This window comes from Sorangium sp. So ce887 (assembly GCF_051521455.1).
Lineage (GTDB): Bacteria > Myxococcota_A > Polyangia > Polyangiales > Polyangiaceae > Sorangium.
In genome coordinates this window covers 3993405-4012678 of the sequence record NZ_CP150354.1, presented here as the reverse complement: position 1 = coordinate 4012678, position 19274 = coordinate 3993405, and the positions used below count along the sequence as shown (strand labels likewise).

The following is a 19274-nucleotide window of genomic DNA, read 5'->3' as shown; positions in this document are numbered from 1 at the left end:
CGCATGGATTGCGCGCGCGTTGCCTGTCGCGCGCGGGCTGTCATCGCCCTGGTTTCGCGGTAAGGACCCCCGCATGAATCAGGCGCGGTTCTGGAAGCTCGCGGCGGTCGCGCTGGCCTTCACGCTCGGCGTGATCGTGTGGGGCGCGTTCGTGCGCGCGACAGGCTCGGGGGCGGGCTGCGGCAGCCACTGGCCGACGTGCAACGGCGACGTCATCCCACGTTCTCCGAGCGCGGCGACCTTCATCGAGTTCACGCACCGCGCCACCTCGGGCGTCGCCTTCCTGCTCGTCGCGCTGCAGCTCGTCTGGGCCCTGGTCGCCTACCCGGCGGGCCACCCGGTGCGCGGCGGCGCGGCCGCATCGATGCTGCTCATGGTCACCGAGGCGGCGGTCGGCGCCGGCATCGTCCTGCTCGAGTACGTCGCCAACGACGCGTCGGCGGCCCGCGCGCTCTGGATGGCCGTGCACCTCATCAACACGTTCCTGCTGGTGGGCGCCATGACGTGCACGCTCTACTGGGCGCGCGGGGGCCGGCGCGTGCGCCTGCGCGGCCAGGGCGCGACGGGCGCGCTGCTCGCCGCAGCGCTCCTGGGCGTCCTCGCGGTGGGGGTGACGGGGGCCATCGCGGCGCTCGGCGACACGCTCTTCGCGGCGGGCTCGCTCCGCGAGGGGCTCGCGCAGGATTTCTCGCCCACGGCGCACTTCCTTGAGTCGCTGCGCGTGCTGCACCCGGTCGTGGCGGCGGTGGTGAGCGTTTACCTGCTCTACGCCCGCGGCGCGGTCGCGGCCCGGCGCCCCTCGCCGCTTGTCGAGCGGCTCGGGGCGGCGACCGGAGGGCTCGTTCTGCTGCAGATCGGCGCGGGGGTCCTCAACCTCCTGCTGCTCGCGCCGGTGTGGATGCAGCTCGTCCACCTCCTGCTCGCCGATGCGCTGTGGATGGTCCTCGTCACGCTCGCGGCCGCCGCGCTGAGCGAGCCGGCCGCGGCGGCGGACGCGGGCCCGCGCGGGGAGAAGGCGCAGCCGGAGGCGGTCGCCACCCTGGGGTAGCCCGACGCGCGCGCTAGAACTCGGTCGAGCTCTCGTCGCTGCCCGCGGGCTCCTGCGAGATCGTGCGGCGGACGGCGCGCTTTTGCTTTTCTTCGGCCTGCGCCGGGGCGCGCTGCTCGGGGATGGACGGGGGGAAGTCGACCTGGAGCACGATCCCCTGATCGGTCTCGACCACGCGGTAGGTCGCGTCGGTCTGCGCGCGCAGGTCGATCACCATGTCGAGGTCGTTGCCCTGGTCGACGAGCTGCACCTGGGCCACCGGGGTCGCGAAGAACGAGGTGACGAGAGGGAAGCGGTTCGTCTGGATCGCCCCCGCCCCCTTCATCCGGTAGACGAGGCGTCCCGCGGCCTTCGACTCGGCGACGTCGACCTTGCCGCCCTGGATCTGCACGAAGACGCGCGAGCCCCCGGTCGGGAGCATGCGGAAGCCGGGGAAGGTGGCGACCGGCCGCCCGGTGAACTCCAGCGGCGCCTCCTTCGGCTTCGGCTTGCGCGCGCGGGGGGCGCGCTTCCGGGTGGCCTGCGCGGCGCCGGCCGCCGTCTTCTGCGGGGCGGCGGGCTTCGCCGGCGCCGGGGCGGCGGCCTGCGTGGCGGCCGGAGCGCCCTGCGCGAGGGCCAGCGGCGAGGCGAGACCGAGGGCCAGCGAGAAGCTCAGCGAGAGATGCCGGGGAGGTCGCACCGAACCAGTACAGCACGACCGCCTGGCCCGGAGAAGACGGCAGCACGTTAAGCTCGACACGTGCCGCCTCGCGTCGCCCGCCTCTCGCACGTCATCGGCGTCGACGACGCGCCGTTCGCCCGCGACCACCGCGGCGACGTGCCGATCGTCGGGACCGTCTTCGCGGGGCTGCGCCTCGAGGGGGTGCTCTCGACCCGCGTCCGCCGTGACGGACGGAACGCCACGCCGGCGATTGCCGCGATGATCCGCGGCTCCCGCTTCTACGCTCAGGCGCAGGTGGTCATGCTCCAGGGCATCGCGGTGGCGGGGTTCAACGTGGTCGACATCGCGGCGCTGCGCGACGCCCTCGCCCTCCCGATCGTGGTGGTGGCGCGGCGCCTCCCGAACCTCGACGCGATCCGCGACGCGCTCCTGACGCGCGTCCGGGGAGGGCGCCGCAAGTGGGCGCTCATCGAGCGCGCCGGCCCGATGGAGCCCGTCTCGGGCGTGTACGTGCAGCGCGCCGGGATCTCGCTGGAGGACACGAGCGCGCTGATCTCGCGGCTCTCCGTGCACGGCCATCTCCCCGAGCCCCTGCGCGCCGCGCACCTCATCGCCGGCGGGCTGACCACCGGCGAGAGCCGCGGGCGCGCGTGACGGGGCGCTAGAGCTGCCGCCGGCTGGGGGCGCTGGCGGTGCCCGGCTTCTCGACCTTCTTACCGCGCCCGGTCACCTTCGAGTAGATGACGTCGAGGTTGGCGGTGATGTCGAGATAGAACTGAGCTTCGGGGCTGTAGAAGAAGTTCCGCCGCTGGCCGTCATAGCCGAGCTGCAGGTTGGTGTTGTTGTACCCGAGTGTGAGGTCGACAACCTCGAAGATCGGGTAATTCAAGCTGACGTCGAAGGCCGTCTGGGGAGCGTAGGTGGGCCCTTGGGAGCTGTCGAACGGGGCGCAGCCGGTCGCCGTCGTGACACATCCCCCCTTCAACTCGTGCTTGAAGTCGCTGAGCAGCGCGAAGCTCGTCCCCAGGGAGAGGTCCTTGTAGAGCGGCAGGTCGACCTGGAGGCTCGTGGACAGGCGATCGAGCGCCAAGGAAGCCCCGGTCAGCTGGTCATCGGGCGCCACCTCACCGCTCGGGGTCATCCGCTCTCGCACGGGTTCCCCGTTGACCGCCGTGTACGACTCCGAAAACAGGTGGGCGTAGCTCACGCCGAACGTCGCCGTCACGTTGTTGAGCCCGTCCGCCTTCGAGCCGAGGAGCTTGATCTTCTGGATGATCTGCGGGCCGACCGACACCGTGAAGTACTTGCCAGCGTTCCAGCTCGCCGGGGAGGTCGGCAGGATCAACCGCAGCCGCATGGCGGCGTCGGTCTTGTACTCGCCTCGGTTCGCGCCGCCGCTCTCCCAGAGTTCGCGGCTGTACCGGCCGTTGAGCGCGACGTCCTTGAACTGCGGCTCTCGGTAATACGTCGTGATGTCGCTGTTCGTGAGCTCGGTGACCCAGCCGATCTCGGCGGACACCGACACCTTGTCCTTCGGCCGATCGAGCACATAGAAGTTCGGCCGGAAAGTGAAGTCCCAGCCGTAGACCTGGTCGGCAGGGATGTACTCCCCGCCAACGCCGAAGAGGGTCGTGCTGCCGCCCTGGTTCCAGGTGAACGTCGACGCGCGCCAGCGCAGGGTCGTCTCCTCTTCCTCCTCCAGCACGGCGTCGGCCGCGGTGCCCTGGCTCCACTGCACCGCGGGCGAAGGGACCGGCCCTGCGTCGGGTACCAGCGTCGTCCTGGGGGACGGCGGCTCCACCGGAGGCGCCGGCTCCGCGGGGGGCGCCGGCTCGGCGGGCGGAGCAGCAACGGGCCCGGCAGCAACGCCAGGGGCACCGGGAGCGGTAGGGGCACCGGGAGCGGCTGGGGCACCGGGAGCGGCTGGGGCACCGGGAGCAGGCGGGGAGGCTTCCGGGGCAGCAGGCGCCGGAGCGGTCGGCTGAGCTTGCTCGGCGGGCGGAGCCGGATCGGCCGGCGGAGCTTTCGGCGGCTCGGGCGGCGTCTGCGCGGACGCCACCGAGATGCTGCCCAGGATACCGGCAGCCACAAGCAACGATCGGAACGTCATCTCCACTCCCTCTCCTGGTCGCTTCGGACCCTCACGCTCCACCGCGCGCCCGGCCAGACGTCCGCCCGCGGTCCGCACAGCCCCCGGCGTTCAGCCCGCCGGGAACCCTGCTCGGTCGGCCCCCTCTGCAGAAAACGTACCCTGCCTCAATCGGACGTCAAATACTCGAAACAATTGAGCATTTTTGGCTACAGCCGAGGGCGCGTTACCCCGCTGACGCGCGCCCCCGTTGCGAATGTGACGATGCCTGAAGTAAGCCAACGGGCCATGGAGCCGATGTCCTTCCCGGGCGACAGGGACTCGCCCCTCTCGTCGCCATCCCCCGGAGGCCGCCGCGGCGACGACGCAGGGGGCCTCCGACCCACCGAGATCAACGCCCTCCTGGGCCGCGGCACGCACTTCGAAGGCAAGCTCTTCTTCGAGGGCCGGGTGCGCATCGACGGCAGCTTCCGCGGGGAGATCCGCGGCGAAGACGTGCTCGTGATCGGCGACGGCGCGCTCGTGATCGGGGAGATCCACGTGGTCACGTGCATCGTCACGGGCGGCGAGGTCCAGGCGAGCATCCGCGCCCGCGACGCCATCGAGCTCTACGCGCCCTCCAAGGTGACCGGCGCGCTGCACGCGCCCGCCATCTTCATCGATCGCGGCGTGCAGTTCGACGGCTCCTGCAAGATGGCGCCTCTCGAGGAAGAGCCGGGCGAGCGGCCTCTGCGGCCGCCCGCGGCGTCCTCCGAGCCCGACGCCGACGCCATCGGACAAGCTGCGAGGGCCGCCGAGGACAGCGGCAGCGCCGCGCAGCGCGGCGCCGCCGCGAAGCGCTCCGACGCCGACCGCTGAATTCCGACCTCCGTCGAAGATCGCACAATTTCTGTAACGTGCAGGGGTGCGGCTGCCCGCTCAGCGAGGTACATGTAGTGAGTGGCTGCGCTCTCGCCCGCCCGAGGCGCACGCCCACGACGTGGCCGGCAGCCCACACACCGACGGACGCTGCTCGCACAGGAGAGTCCATGAAGAAGTTGTGGTCCCTGTCCCTGATCGCCTTCTCGCTCGCCGTCCTCGCCCTCTCGCTCTCGCCACGCATGGCCCGCGCCGCCGACGCCGAGTCGGAGAAGCTCGCGTCGCTCGGCAAGGCGCTCCGGTACACCCTGAAGACCACCGGGCCGGCCTCCGCGATCGACACAGGGGGCGCAGCGATCCTCGTCAAAGCGCCCCTGCCGGCCGTCCGGAAGCTCGTCACCTCCTACGGCAGCTACAAGACCTTCATCAGCTCCTTTGACCAGAGCCGCGTGCTCGCGAAGCGCAAAGGCACGAGCGAGGTCTATCTCCAGGTGCCAATCCTGAACGGCGCCGCGCACATCTGGACCGTCGCCGACATGTCGCCGCCCACGAAGGACGGCGCCGACGAGGTGATCTCCGGGCGTTACAAGCGCGGCAACGTCTCCGATTTCCGCGCCCGGTGGCGGCTCCGCGCCGTCGATGAGCACCACACCATCGTGAAGCTCGAGCTCTTCGTCGACCCGAAGCTCCCCTTCCCGGCCTCGGTCGTCACCACGCAGCTCGCCAGGGCGGCCGACAAGGCGGTGACCGCGGTGCGGACTCGCGCACAGGCCGCGGCGCCCGCCAGCGCGCAGGCGAGCACCACGGCCGCCGCCCCCGGCGCATCGCCCGGCGCCGCCGCGAGCGCGCCCGCGACCGCCCCGAGCGGCTCCGCCCCGGTCGCGCAAGCCGGCGAACAGAACCTCACGCCGGCGGCTCCCGCCCCGCCGCCAGAGTCCGTGTCCGACCGGCCGCCGGCCGATGGCGACAGCGTGCGCCGCCAGAAGGACATGGCGCGCCGGTAGCTCCCCTTCCGCCGACTGGGCATCTCCCGACAGAGCGCCCAGGCCACCCGCCTTCCCCCCCTGCCGCCATCGAGGCTGCTCATGACTCCCGTCGTGAAGCCCCGCCGCCGCCGATACGCCGCCGCGCACCGCCGAGCCTGTTGATAACCGAGGAGCGCCCCGGGCGTGCCCCGATGCGCCCGGTTGCTTGCAATTCCGCAGGCCTACAGAGGATCGCTGCCCGGACCGTCCGTGGTTCTCAACAGGCTTTTCAACACGCTTTCCGATCTTCCCACAAGAATTCCCACATTCTGCGGGAGTTTTTCAACAAGCCATGCGCCCGGCAGAGGTTGCGAGGGGACGGATGCATGAAGTAAAGCCTGTGCGGTGAGGTATCCCTTGCCGGACGAGCATCCAGGCGCGCCGGCGCCCGCCCAGCGTCCTGCCGCGTGGGGCGCCTGCGCTTCCCAGGAGCGGCAGCTGGCCGTCTCGTGGTGGTGATCAGGACATCCCTCCTCATCGTCCCGACCGAGCGACACGTCGAGCGCGAGCTCGCCGCGCTCGACCTGCGCGACCCGCGCGCCGCGGCTCAGGAAGTCCGTTCACGGTGGAGCTTCGTCTCCGAGGCGCTCGCCCTGCTCGCACCGGACGTCGCCATGGCGAGCCCGCAGGCGACCCGCCTCGCCACGCGGCTCGCCCTCGATGCGCTGCCGCCGGATCGGCTCCGGCAGCCGGCCGAGCCCGCCGCTCGCGTCGCGCTCGCGCACGCCCTGGACCGCGCCCTCGGGAGCTTCCGGCGCGCCGGGACCTCCCCGGCGGATCTGCGGGCGCTCGGCACCGCCTATGCGCTCGCCGTCGCCGAGGTCCTCGAGCGGGCGGACGCTGCCCTGCAGGTGGCGCACCTCGTGGACCCGCGCAGCGCAGGGTTCCTGCTCGCGCGGGCGCTCCGAGCGGCCGGCGCGGCCAGCGCGCTGCCGCTCCCGCGCAAGGTCACGATCCGCGGCGCCGTCGCCTGGGAGCCCGACGATCTCGCCTGGATCGAGGCGCTCCACGCCGCCGTCCGCGCGCGGGACGGCGCGGGCGTGACCGTCGAGCTGCCCGCGCTCCAGGGCGACGGCGCGGCGCCCGTGGCCGACGCGCTGGAACGACGCTGGGCCTCGCTCGACGATGCGCCGGAGATCGCGTGGGTGCCCGACCGAGAGGCGGAGCCGCTCGCCGCGATCAGCGCGAGGACCGCGGAGGGCGAGGCGCGCGCCGCCGCCGCCGAGGTGGCCGCGGCGCTCGGCCGCGGGGTGCCGCCCGAGCGGATCGCCGTCGTCGTGCCCGCGCTCGACGACGCCGCGCTCGAGCCGCTCCGCGCCGCGCTGGCCGACGCGGGCGTCCGCTTCTCGGAGCCGCGCGGCCGCGCCGCCGCGAGCTGCCCCGACGGGCGCGTCGCGCTCGCGATCCTCCGCCTCGCCGTGGGCCCGGTGCGCCGCGAGCAGGCGATCGAGATCCTCCGCGCGCCCGGGGTCCACGCCGGCGCCTGGATGGACCGCACCTCCGTCGCCGAGGCGGAGAAGCGCTCGGCCGACCTCGCCCACCGGCTGCGCGACGTGCCGGTCGAGGTGGATCGCACGGGCCGGCTGCTCATCGAGAGCCTCATCTCGGTCGTGGCAGCCCGCCGCGCCGATCGCCGCGCGGGGCCGCCGCGGACCGCCGGACGGGACGCGCTGATCGAGGAGGCGGAGCTCGATCTCGGCCTGGCGGCGCTGCACGGCGTGGGCGACGCGCACGGCGACGACGATGAAGCGTGGATGCCGCACGCGCTCGAGCGGCTGCTCGCCAGCGCCCGCTGGATCGGCGAGGCGACGACGCGGCCCGAGATCGTGCGGCGCTTCCTGTCGCTCCTCGACAAGCTGAGCTTCGGGGAGCCCGGCGTCGAGGAGCTCCGCGCGGCGCTGCGCGGCGAGCGGCGGAGCGGCGGCGCGATCGCGCTCGAGGCGATGGACGCGATGGGCCAGGGCGCGCGGGCCGCGCGCGCGATCCGCGAGCAGGCCGAGGCGCTCGCGCGGGCGGCGCGCGAGCTCGGCTGCGAGGACCGCCCCGCGTCCGCGGCGGAGGTCTACGCGGAGCTCGATCGGGCCGCCGGCGAGCAGGGCGCGGGGCCGCGCGGCGACGCGGGCCGCGCCGGCGCCGTGCGCGTCGACGTCGCCGCCGGGGTCACGGCGCTCGAGCACGACGTGGTGGTGGTGACCGGGCTCGAGGCGCGCGCCTACGGCGGCAGCCCGGGCGCCGACGAGACGCTGCTCGGCGAGGCGCTCCGCGCGAGGCTGCCGGCGCCGTGCCGCCCCGCGTCGGGGCGCGAGCGCCAGGCGGCCCAGGGCGCGGAGCTCGGCTGGGCGCTCGCCGGCGCGAGGAGCGTCGCCCTCTGCTTCACGCGGGGGGACGACAGCGAGCCGAACGAGCCGCACCCGCTCTTCGCGGCGGCCGTCGCGGCCGGCGCCCCCCAGCGGACGGAGCCGGCCTCGCGCGTCGCCCCGGACGCGGCGACGCTCGGGCCGCGCGACGCGGAGCTCATCGCCCTCGCGGGCGGCGGGCGGCCGGCGGCGGACATCGCGGAGCGGATCCGGATCGAGCGCGCCCGCGCGGACTTCTTCCTGGATCCGCGGGCGCCGATCGACCTCCACACGGGGCGGGTCTTGCTCGACGAGGATCCCGCGCTCGGCGCGCAGCTCCGGGCCGCGATCGGCGGGGCGCACCCCGACAGGCCGATCGCGGTCACCCACATCGAGCGCGCGGTGGGCTGCGCGTTCGCGGGGTTCGCCCGCCGCGTGCTGCACGTGCGCCGCGCAGAGGACCTCGCCGAGTCGGCCGACGCGCGGGAGCGCGGCACGCTGATCCACCGCGCCCTGCAGGCGTCGTTCGAGGCGCTGCGCGAGCTCGGCCCGGACCGCGATCCGGCCGAGCAGCTCGCGGCCGCGCGCGCGGCGGCCGAGGCGGCGCTCGGCGTCTCGGCACCCATGGCCCCGCTCCGCCGCGAGGCGGTCGAGAAGGCCATCGCCGACGTGCTGGAGGTCGTGGTCCGCGCTGTCGACGGGGAGGAGTCGTCGCCGGAGCTCCGCTTCTTCCTGGCCGAGCGGCGCTTCGGCGCGGGTGAGCCGGCCCCCTGGCAGCCGCTCGAGCTCCCCCGGTCGGACGACGAGGGCGAGGGCACGGCGGGCGCGTCGAGCGTGTGGGTCGACGGCCAGATCGACCGGATCGATCGGTCGACCGACCAGCGCGTCGTGCGGGTCGTCGACTACAAGACCGGCAAGCTCCCCGAGGCCAAGGAGCGGCGGCGGGCGCTCCAGCTGCCGCTGTACAGCGCCATCGCAGCGCGCGCGCTGGGCGCCGAGGAGGTGCGCGCCGTCTACATCGGCGTGCGCCAGCGCGGGCTCATCGAGCTGTGGCCGCGCACGGCCGAGGAGCAGCGCGCGCTCGCCGAGGGCTGGGCGGAGGCCGCGCGCACGGCGCGGGCGGCGGTCGTCGCGCTCTGGGAGGGCAAGGCCGCGCCGCGGCCGGCGCTGGCGACGATGTGCGCGCGCTGCGACGCGCGCGATGTGTGCCGGCGCCCCGCGGTCGTGCCGATGGACGAGGCGGCGGAGGAGGTCGCGTGAGCCCCGCGCCGCACGGGGCGGAGCTCGCCGAGGGCGACGCGCTCATCTACGCCTTCCGCCGCAACGTCGTGGTCGCCGCGAGCGCCGGCACCGGCAAGACCCACCGCCTCACGGCGCTCTACGTGCTGCTCACGCTGGGCCTCACCTCCCTCGGCCAGCCCGACGCCGCGTCCGCCGCGCCGCCGGTGCCGCCGGACCGCATCGTCGCGACGACGTTCTCGCGCGCGGCGGCGCGCGAGATCGCCCACCGCATCGAGCGGTCGCTCCGGGAGATCGCCCGCTGGGACGGCGAGGCGGACATCCCCTTCGCCGACATCCTCCGCGCGCGGCAGGCGGCGGTCGCCGCCCCGCGCGGCGCGGCGCTGCCCGTGGCCGAGCTGCGCAAGCGCGCGGAGGAGGCGCTCGCCCGCCTCCCGGCGGGGCGCATCGACACGCTCCACGGCGTCGCCAAGCAGATCGTGGACCGGCACGCGATCGCGATGGGGCTCTCGCCCTCCGCCCGGATCCTCGACGAGGAGGAGGCGCAGGCGCTCAGCGATCTCGCGGTCGACGAGGCGCTGAGCCGCGCGTTCGCCGAGGGGGGCGAGCGCGCCGATGCCGCGCGCGCGCTCGTCGCCGCGACGGGCAGCGTGGAATCCGCGCGGAGCGAGGTCACGCGGCTGCTCGACCGGCTCGACGAGGACGGCCTCACGCCGCGCCGGCTCTCGCTGTCCGACCACGCCGCCGAGGCCCGCGCGCTCGCGCTGGAGCTCCACCGCCTCGCGGCCGAGAGCGCGGCGCTCGGCAGCGCGGCGTTCCGCGAGCCGGCGGCCGCGCTCGTGGCGGCGCTCGGCCGCGACGGCGGCGGCGCGCCCTTCCCCGCGAGCGCGGCGAGCGCCCCGCTGGTCGAGCTGCTCACGCAGCGCAAGCCGCACAAGAGCAAGTGCACGCCGGCCGACGAGGCGCTCCTCGCCTTCCGGGAGGCGCTGGCTGGCGAGACCCACCGCGACAAGGCGCAGCAGCTGCTCGGCTTCCTCCGCGAGGCGCCGGCGCTGTCGCGCCGCGAGGCGCGGATCGTCGATCTGCTGGAGGAGATCCGCGAGCGGCTCTCGGCCATCCGCCGCACCGAGGGCGGCCTCGGGTTCGGGGACCTCCTGCGCGCCGCCCGCGACGGCCTGCGCGACGATCCGGCGATCGCCGATGCGGTCCGCGGGTCGGTCGACGTGCTGCTCGTCGACGAGTTCCAGGACACGAGCGCTGTGCAGCGCGATCTCGTGTACCTCCTGCGCGAGCAGGACGACGCTGCCCGGGCGCGCCCGGCCGGCGTCGCCCCGACGGCGGCCGGCCTGTGGGGCCATGGGCTGTTTCTGGTCGGCGATCGCAAGCAATCCATCTACGGGTTCCGCGGGGCCGACGTGTCGATCTTCTGCCGCGTCTGCGCGGAGCTCGCGGGCGCCGCCGCGGGCCGCGCGCTCGAGCTCTCGCCTTCCCTGTGGTCGCCCGAGCCGAGCGCCGACTTCGTCGCGCTCCGCGAGAGCCGCCGGTCGACGCCCGAGCTGCTCGCGTTCATCAACGCGTTCTCGGCGCGCGATTTCGCCCAGGATCGCGCCCCCGAGGCGCGCGGCGGCAGCCCGGGCGCGCCGCGCGAGTTCGAGATCGCCTACAGCGCGGCGGAGCACCTCGTCGCGGCGCCGGGCGGGGCCGCGCAGGGCCCGACGGAGGTCGCGCTCATCGACGACGACGGCAGCGCCGCGGACGGGGTCGACGCGCTCGTCCGCGACGCGCGGGGGCAGCTGCGCGAGGCGCTGATCGCGGCCGCGTACATCGCGCGGCGCGTCCGCGGCGCGGGCGCGGCCGAGCCAGCGGGCGGCGATCTGCGGTTCCGCGACGTCGCCGTGCTCGCCCGGCGCCGGAGCACGATCCCGCTCGTCGAGCTCGCCCTCGCGCGCCTCGAGATCCCGTACGTGGTGGCGGGTCGCGCGCTCTTCGATGCGGCCGAGGTGCGCGACGTGGCCGCGATCCTCCGCCTGCTGCTCGATCCGCGCGATCGACTGGCGCTCGCGACGGTCCTCCGCGGCCCGATGGTGGCGCTCTCCGACACGGCGCTCGCGGTCCTCGCGCCTCCTGGCCGCGGCCTCACGGTCCCGCTGCTCGGCCGCTGGCCGAGCAGCGCCGGGGCGCAGGGGGGCCGGGCGCCCTGGCCGGAGGACGATGGGCCCGGCGGCGCGCGCCCCCTCCCCGCGCTCGCGCGGCTGTCCGCGGCGGATCGCGAGCGCCTCGAGGCGTTCCGCGCCCGCTTCGCCGGGCTGCGCCGCGCGGCGCTCCGCTCGACGCCTGGCGAGGCGATCCGCGCCGCGGTCTCCGCGTTCGATCTCGACCGCGTCCTCGCCGCGCTCCCCCGCGCCCAGGCCCGGCTCGGCAACGTCGATCGGCTGATCTCCATCGCCCGCCGGCGAGGGGGCTCGCTCGCGAGCTTCGCCCGCTGGCTAGAGCGCCGGATCCGCGACGAGGCGGACGAGCCGGAGGCCGCCGTCTTCTCACCCGAGGACGACGCCGTGCGGCTCACGACGATCCACGCCAGCAAGGGGCTCGATTTCCCGGCCGTGGTGCTCCTGGATCTCAACGCGGAGCCCCGCGCGGATCAGCCCGGCCTGAGCTACATCCCCGCCGCGGTGGACCGCCCTGCCGCCCTGCTCGTGCGCCACCACGCGCGGCGCGTCGACCGGCCGTCGCGGCTCGGCTCGCTCCACGACGTCGAGGGGTCGGCGCACGGGCCGTCGTTGCCCCTCAGCACGCCCGCGCTCCAGGCGGCGCGCGCCGAGGTGCGGGCGCGGGAGCGGGCCGAGCGGCAGCGGCTCACGTACGTCGCGATCACCCGCGCCCGCCGCGAGCTCGTGCTCGTCGGCGCCGCGGTCAAGCCGCGCAGCGGCTCGGCGTGGCTCACGCTGAAGGGGACGGCGAACGCCGAGGATCCCGCGCCGCTCGCCGGCACGATCGGCGCAACGCTCGAGGCCCGCGCGTTGCTCGCGGAGGCCAGGCCGCCGGCCCCTGGCACCGACGCTTACGCGCGCGCCGCGCCGCCCCCCCGGACGGCGCCGGCGACGGAGCCTGCGCGCGCGCAGACCGTGCGGATCGCGACCGCGTCGCTCGCGACGTTCCAGGCGTGCTCGCGCCGCTTCCGACTGAGGCACCTCCTCGGGATCAGCGAGCCCCCGGGCGAGGGCCAGCTCGGCCTGTTCGACGTCGAGGGCCCGCCTGAGCTGCCGGGCGAGGAGCGTGTCGAGCTCGACGACGGCGCCGACCCTCGCCCTCCTGGCCGCGCCGCGCACCGCGTGCTCCAGCGCTGGCCGCGCGCGCGCTGGGGTGAACCGACCGAGGCTGCGGACGTCGTCGCGCGGCTCGCCTTCGAGGGGCTCGCGCCTCATGGCCCGGACACGCCGCGCGTCGCCGAGGGCATCGCCCGCTTCCTCGGGGGGCCCTATGCGCGGGAGGTGCGCGGCGAGGAGGCGGCGCTCCTCCGGGAGGAGGCGCTCGTGCTCGACATCGACCCCCAGAGCGCCGGAGAGCGGCGCGGGGCGAGGCTCGCGCTGGCGCTCGCGCTCGATCTGGTGGTGCTGCATCCGAGCGGGCTCGTCGATGTCATCGAGTACAAGCGCGCGCGACCTCGGGCGGATCTCGCGCCCTACGAGCTCCGCCTGCGGGCGTACGCGCTCGCGTTGCGGAGGCGCCATCCGGACCGCCCGATCCGCGCGGGTGTGCTGTTCGTCGGCGCCGAGGTGGAGCCCGTGTGGCTCAAGGCCTCGGGCCCCGTGGGCTCGATCGCCGACGAGGAGCATGCGCGGTTCGAGCGCGAGCTCGCCCGGCTCGCCGAGCGCTTCTCCGAGGCGAGGGCCGAGGGTCGCTTCGACGGGATCCCGGTCGAAGCGTGCCGCAGGCTGCGCTGCGGGTTCGTGCGCGCGTGCCACGGTTAGCCGCCTCGCGGGCGCGGGCCGTGGCGCGCGCGACGCCGCGCTCCTGGGCTGCCCCGCTCGGAAGCCCCCCGGCTTACGCCCCGGCCTGCTCCTCGACCTCGTCCGCCGACGCGCTCTGCGCCGGCGCGCGCCGCGGCGGCTCCAGGACGATCGGCAGGATCTCTTCCATCGAGGACACCATCGTGATCTTGACCTGGTCCTTGACGTCCTGCGGCACATCCTCGTGCCGGATGCCGGCCCGGTGCGCCGCGAGCAGCTTCTCCTTGATGCCGCCGACCGGCATCACCCGCCCGCGCAGCGAGATCTCCCCCGTCATCGCGATGTCGCTGCGCACCGACACGCCGAGCAGCAGGGACGCCACCGCGGAGAACATCGTCACCCCCGCGCTCGGCCCGTCCTTCGGCGTGCCGTGCTGCGGGATGTGCACGTGCAGATCGATCTCCTTGAGCCACTCCGGATCGAGGTGCAGCCGTTCGGCCTTGCTGCGCACGAAGCTCACCGCCGTGCTCGCCGACTCCTGCATCACGTTCCGCATGTTGCCGGTGAGCACCACGTTGCCCTTGCCCGGCATCTTCGTCGCCTCGATGAAGAGGATCTCGCCGCCCGCCGGCGTCCACGCGAGGCCGGTCGCGACCCCGGGCTGGAGCGACCGCTCGGCGAGCTCGGGGCGGTGCTTGTGCGGACCGAGCACCTGCTCCACGTGCTCGGGCGCCGCCACCTCGCGCACGTCGTGGCCCTCGGCGACCTTCACCGCCGTCGAGCGGCACACCGCCGCGATCTGCCGCTCCAGGCCGCGCACCCCCGCCTCGCGCGTGTAGTGATCGATGATCGCCGCGATGCCCGGCTCCGTGAACTCCAGCCGCTCGTCCGTGAGCCCGTGCGCCGACAGCTGCTTCGGCACAAGGAACTCCCGCGCGATCCCGAGCTTGTCGGTCCGCGTGTAGCCGGGCACCTCGATGACCTCCATGCGGTCGACGAGCGGCCCCGGGATGCCGTCCCAGTTGTTCGCCGTCGCGAGGAACATCACCTGCGACAGATCGAACGGCAGGTCGAGGTAGTGATCCTGGAAGGTCGAGTTCTGCTCGGGATCGAGCACCTCGAGGAGCGCCGCCGCCGGATCGCCGCGCAGATCGACGCCCATCTTGTCGACCTCGTCGAGCACGAGCACCGGGTTCTTGGTCCCCGCCTTCTTGAGCGCCTGCAGGATGCGCCCGGGCAGCGCGCCCTCGATCTCGTCGTCGTCGCCGCCCTCGCCGAGCTCCTCCTTGATCGACTTCATCTGCTGCCGGAGGATGTACTCGCGCTGCGATTTGCCCATCTCCTCCTGCACCATGGAGGAGATCTCCTTCTTCACCCGCAGCACCTCGAGCTGCCGGCCGACCATCGCGAGCACGAGGCGGACGCGCGCCTTCACGTCGAACGCCTCGAGGATCTCCTGCTTGTCGCCGACCGAGGCCTGCGCCTGCGGGAAGTTCGAGGCGATGAGATCCGCGAGCGCGCCGGGCTCGCGCACGTTGTCGAGGATGCCCGCGGTGTCGCGCGGCAGGTTCGGCATGAGGCCGAGCACCTCGCGCGTCGCCTCGCGCAGGCCCGCGCCGAGCGCCTCGAGCTCCACGTCGCGCACGAGCGACTCCGGGATGCGCTCGATCCGCGCGCGCATGTACGGCTCCAGCGAGAACGCCGCCTTCATGCGGAAGCGGCCGAGCCCGTTCAGCACGACCGAGTAGTTGTTCGGGCCGAGCCGGATGACCTTCACGACGCGGGCGATGGTCCCGACGGAATAAAGCTCCTTGAACGTCGGCTCGTCCACGTCCGGCGACCGCTGGCTGATCACGCCGACCAGCGCGCGCTCGCGGCCGAGGAGATCCTCGACGAGGCGCACGCTCCGCGGCCGGCCGACGTTGATCGGCACGACCGACATGGGGAACAACACCGAGTTGCGGAGCGGGAGGATCGGGACGCTGTCCGCGTCGGGCGAGGGGGGCGTTCGCGAAGGAGGATCGCCGGTCGGCATGCAGACAACCCTAGTACAGCGCTCTTCTCGAAGCCATGACGCGGGCGAGCCGCTAGAAGTCCTTGATCTTCCAGACCCCGTGCTCGCGCGTGAAGGCGACCGTGCCACCGGCGCCGTACGCCATCGAGGCGCTGTCCCCCGTCTCCTCGATGGTCGCGCTCGGCAGCGCCGCCTTGATCGCCTGGACGACCCGGTTGATCTGCTCCTTCTGCGGCCCCTCCCAGGCGGCCTTCAGCTTCTCGGGGGTGAGCTGCGCCGCGCCCACCGCGCCCCTGACCGTCCCGGGCCGACCGCCCGGCTTCTGCGCTGCGTCAGCGCCCGCGCTCCCCGCCGCGCCTCCGGGGGCTGCGGGCTGCGCCGTGCCCTCCCCGCGCAGCGCGCCCGCCTCGCCGAGATCGCCCGCCTCGCCGGGCGCGCCGCCCGCCGGCTCCACGAGGCCTTCCTTCTCGGCGTCGGGAACGTAGCGCATGATGATGTCGTAGCGCCTTCGCTCGAACGCCCGCAGGAACCCCACCAGCGCCTGCCGGGGCGTCGCCTGGCCGTAGAGATCGACCGCCGCCGCGTCGAGCCGCCAGCGGCCCCCCTCGAAGACGAGCAGGAGCTCCTCGCCGTTCGGCATGGTGACCGTCGCCGTCACCACCGGATCGGCCGCGGGCCGCGCGATGGCGCGGGCGATCTCGAGCGCGTCGTCCGGGTTGTCCCGGACCGCGCGCCGGAAGGCCTCGAGCGACATCGACCGCTTGGCCTCGTCCGAGAGCAGCCGGTAGGCCGCGTCGACGCGCCCCTCCTGGAGCGCCTGCGCGTACGCCCGGAGCGTGTCGCTCGGGCCCTGCTGGGCGTAGCTCGATCCGCACGCGGGGAGCGCGAGGGTGAACAGGAGAAGGGCCGTGCGCTTCACGGGTCGGGCCATAGCACACGCGGCGCCGAGCGCGCAGGCGCCGAGCGGCGCGAGCCCGCCGCGAGCCCCGCGCTGCGCGAGCACGCGCCCCCGCGGGCCGCGGTCGCCATCACTTCGCGCGCTTCAGGATGGCCCCGTCCTTCACCGGGGTGCCGTCCTCCTGATCCGGCGATCCCTCGTTGATCCAGTAGACCGTCGTCTCGTCCAGCGCGATGTCGCCGGGGCGCGTCTGCTGCGAGGCGAGCACCTCCTCGTCCCCGCCGCCCTTCGGCATGCGCACGACCGTCCCCTCGTCGCGGCGCGTCCAGTAGACGTGCTCCGCGTCGACCGCGACGCCGTTCAGCTGGCCCTGATCCGACACGACCTCCTCGGGCTCGCCGACCGCCTCTCCGCTCAGGTCGACCCGGAAGACGCTGCCGCCCTCGAAGCTCGCCCAGTAGACCGCCACCGTGTTCCCTTGAGCGTCCACGTCGAGCGCGATCTCCCGCGGGGTGAGCTGCTCGGCGGCGACCGTATGCGTCTCGCCTCGCACGCGGCACGCCACCGCGCCGTCTTCCTGGCCCAGCGTGCCCTGGTAGGTCCAGCACACGGCGTCCGCCGCGCTGGCCACGCGGTACGGGGACGCGAACTCCGAGCCGGGCGGCATGAGGTCCTCCGGTGTGCCGAGCGCGACCTCGGCGTCGCTGCCGCTCAGCAGCGCCCTGAAGACGCCGCCTCCCCAGAGCTCGGTCCAGGTGAGCGCGTCGCCGGAGAGCGAGAGCCCCTCGGGCTGCTTCAGATCCGCGAGCAGCACGCGCGGCTCGCCGCCCGCGAGCGGGGCCGCCATCAGGGTGCCGTCCCCCGCGTTCGTCCAGAAGGCGAGCTGCCGCACCTCGTCGATCGCGAGGTCCCTCGGCGAGGCCTGCGCCGCGCCGAGGGACAGCGGCTCGCCGCCGCCCGGCGGCGCGGTCTTCAGCTCCCCGTCCGCCCGAGCCATGCCGGCCTCGTCGAAGGTGGTGCCGGAGATCCAGGCCACGCCGCCCGCGGTCACCCGCAGCGACACCGGGTGGACCTGCGCGACCGCGACCGGGATCGGCGCCGATGCGTCAGGCTCCGTGTACTGGCCTCCACCCGACGCCGACCACGGGCCGCACGTCGGCAGGTCCGTGCCCTTCTTGCGGCACGTCCCCTCGCCCTCGCCCTCGCCCTCGCCCTCCGCGATCGCGATCGCGATCCCCGCGAGCTTGCCCTGTTGCGCTCGCTTGCACACCTCGGGGGGCAGCCGGAGGACGTTGCCCTCCTCGACCCGGAAGCCCGCGTCGCTCTCGGCGTCGAGCGGGACGTAGCACGCGCTCTCGCCGCAGATGCCGCCGCCCTGCGTGAGGAGCGCGACGTTCACCTCGCCGCCCGGCGCGTTCGCCACGCAGTCGCTGGGGTTCGCGGCGAACCTCTCCAGATCGACCGGCGCGGACACGGCGGCGGCGAAGCACCGGACGGTGTCGAAGCAGAGCCCGTCGCTGTCGCCGTCGCCGCCGCCGAACACGGCCTTCGCCTCGAACTCGGGCAGGGCGCGCGAGTCGATCTCGCGCGGCACGCACGAGCCGGCGACGCAGCTCTGGCCCTCGGGACAGCTGTTCTTGACGAGCACGTTGCCCTGCGCGTCGCGCAGCGCGTTGCCCTGGTCGTCGCGCTCGACCTCGGCCGAGCCGTCGCACAGGAACTGGATGGGCATGTGGAGGGTCGCGGTGCGACCCTCGGGCACCGTCGTGAGCACCTCGCGGAGCAGGCGCACCCCGTCCTTGCCGCCGCGGCTCGCGATGACGCGCACCCGGAGCGCCTGCGCAGGATCGTCGGAGGCAAGGAAGCCGAGCGTGGCCGGCAGGCGGATCGAGCCCTCGCCCCCGAGTCGCTCGAAGGTCTCGTCGTAGACGATGGACCCGTCGAGCGTCGCCTCGACCCGGATCGTGTCGATGTCCTTCGGCAGCGACATGTCCGTCTGGAAGACGACCATGAGCTGCCCCTTCTCCCCGCCGCAGGACGCGACCGCCGCCGCCCCCGCGAGCGCGAGGAACGCCGCCGCCATCGACACCGAGCTCGTCCGCTTCGTGCGCATCAACGTCTCCCTCCAAATCCGAGCGGGACCGTGCCGAGGCTGCCCTGCTCCGCCGGCGTCCCCGGCTCGAAGAGCAGCGCGCCCGCGACGAGCGCGCCGGCGAAGATCGCCGCGCCGCCGCCGATCCAGAGCCACTTGCTCGCGCCGCCCGGCCCCGGAGCGCGCTCCAGGGAGACGTCGATGCGGCGGAGCTCCTCGTCGCGGACCAGGACCTGCACCTCGTGCGGCGTCATCCCGGGCGCCGTCACGCGCAGCGCGTGGGTCCCGCTCGCCACCGGGCCCTCCCAGCGGCCCTTGCCCGCCACCTTGCCGTCGATCGCGATGAGGTCGTCCCGCCCCGCGGCGACCACGAGCCGACCCCGGTGCACCGCCCGGTCGAGCCGCGCCACGAGGGCGATGCTGCCGCCGCCGACCACCTTCTCCCGGCGAACGAAATCGACGAAGCCGGGCTTCGACACGCGGATGCGGCGCTCGCCGATGTCGATCGGCACCGGCGCCGCGAGCGGCGTCGTCCCGACCGGCTCGTCGTCCACGAACACCGTGGCCCCCGGCTCGCTGGCCGTGATCTCGAGGCGCGACACGAACGCCCCGGCGGCCTGGATCAGGTCGGCGATGTCCTTCTTGTCGCGGGCCGACAGCGCGGCGCCCGCCTCCGCCTCCATCCGGCGCAGCGTCGCGAGCATCTTCGCGTAGCGCCGCAGGTTCTTCTGGCAGAGCGCGATCTTCCAGAGCAGGCGGTGATCGCGCGACAGCTCGTAGGCGCGCTCGAACCGCGCGAGCGCGCCCGCGTAGTCGCCGTCGTCGAACAGCGCGGCGCCCGCCCCGTGCTCGGCCCTGGCCATCCCGGTCAGCGACGCCGCGAGCGGCTTGTCTGCGGGCGCGGCGGGCGCGGCGGGCGCGGGCTGGGCCGCCGCGTCGCCCGCCGCGAGCGCCACGCTGAGCGCGGCCACGATGGCGCACCCCCACTGGCCCAGAGGCTTCCCTCGCATCGATGCTCCTTGCTGGCGGAGGCAGGCCTCGCAGGGCCGCGCTCCGGTCAGCGC

12 protein-coding genes are annotated in these 19274 nt (G+C 74.5%); 6 read left to right on the top strand and 6 right to left on the bottom strand.

Annotated features, from left to right (window positions below):
- Positions 1–73: 73 nt before the first annotated feature.
- Positions 74–1048 carry a COX15/CtaA family protein gene (locus tag WMF36_RS14940; RefSeq protein ID WP_437580276.1) on the top strand — a complete coding sequence of 325 codons (975 nt, stop codon included), beginning with the start codon at positions 74–76 and terminating at the stop codon, positions 1046–1048.
- Between the two features lie 13 nt (positions 1049–1061).
- On the opposite strand, the gene WMF36_RS14935 is transcribed toward WMF36_RS14940, so the two are convergent.
- Positions 1062–1727: an AMIN domain-containing protein gene (locus tag WMF36_RS14935; protein ID WP_437580275.1), complete on the bottom strand. Its 666-nt coding sequence runs from the start codon at positions 1725–1727 to the stop codon at positions 1062–1064.
- Between the two features lie 60 nt (positions 1728–1787).
- Between WMF36_RS14935 and WMF36_RS14930 the strand changes: the two genes are divergently transcribed.
- Positions 1788–2363, top strand: coding sequence for a DUF99 family protein (locus WMF36_RS14930; protein WP_437580274.1), 576 nt, complete (start codon positions 1788–1790; stop codon positions 2361–2363).
- A 7-nt stretch (positions 2364–2370) separates the two neighbouring features.
- Here WMF36_RS14930 and WMF36_RS14925 read toward each other — a convergent pair whose 3' ends face one another.
- Complete coding sequence (locus WMF36_RS14925) at positions 2371–3510, bottom strand: hypothetical protein (protein WP_437580273.1); 1140 nt, start codon at positions 3508–3510, stop codon at positions 2371–2373.
- Between the two features lie 576 nt (positions 3511–4086).
- On the opposite strand from WMF36_RS14925, the gene WMF36_RS14920 reads away from it, so the two are divergent.
- From WMF36_RS14920 to WMF36_RS14905, 4 genes are all read left to right on the top strand, one after another.
- Positions 4087–4656, top strand: a complete 570-nt coding sequence (locus WMF36_RS14920) for a bactofilin family protein (RefSeq protein ID WP_437580272.1) — start codon at positions 4087–4089, stop codon at positions 4654–4656.
- Positions 4657–4826: 170 nt separating this feature from the next.
- A complete protein-coding gene (locus WMF36_RS14915; protein WP_437580271.1) occupies positions 4827–5660 on the top strand; it encodes a type II toxin-antitoxin system RatA family toxin in 834 nt (277 codons plus the stop codon).
- A 476-nt stretch (positions 5661–6136) separates the two neighbouring features.
- Positions 6137–9277 (top strand): PD-(D/E)XK nuclease family protein, encoded by a 3141-nt coding sequence (locus WMF36_RS14910; RefSeq protein ID WP_437580270.1) that lies wholly within the window; start codon positions 6137–6139, stop codon positions 9275–9277.
- Entirely contained in the window at positions 9274–13227 is a 3954-nt protein-coding gene (locus tag WMF36_RS14905; protein ID WP_437580269.1) for a UvrD-helicase domain-containing protein, read from the top strand. Before WMF36_RS14910 ends, WMF36_RS14905 begins: the two co-directional genes overlap by 4 nt.
- A 73-nt stretch (positions 13228–13300) precedes the next feature.
- On the opposite strand, the gene WMF36_RS14900 is transcribed toward WMF36_RS14905, so the two are convergent.
- From WMF36_RS14900 to WMF36_RS14885, 4 genes are all read right to left on the bottom strand, one after another.
- Complete coding sequence (locus tag WMF36_RS14900; protein WP_437580268.1) at positions 13301–15241, bottom strand: S16 family serine protease; 1941 nt, start codon at positions 15239–15241, stop codon at positions 13301–13303.
- 52 nt (positions 15242–15293) lie between these two features.
- On the bottom strand, positions 15294–16139 hold the full coding sequence (locus WMF36_RS14895; protein ID WP_437580267.1) for a hypothetical protein: 846 nt from the start codon (positions 16137–16139) through the stop codon (positions 15294–15296).
- Between the two features lie 109 nt (positions 16140–16248).
- Positions 16249–18231 (bottom strand): hypothetical protein, encoded by a 1983-nt coding sequence (locus tag WMF36_RS14890; protein ID WP_437580266.1) that lies wholly within the window; start codon positions 18229–18231, stop codon positions 16249–16251.
- Entirely contained in the window at positions 18231–19220 is a 990-nt protein-coding gene (locus tag WMF36_RS14885) for a PEGA domain-containing protein (RefSeq protein ID WP_437580265.1), read from the bottom strand. Before WMF36_RS14885 ends, WMF36_RS14890 begins: the two co-directional genes overlap by 1 nt.
- Between the last annotated feature and the right edge of the window lie 54 nt (positions 19221–19274).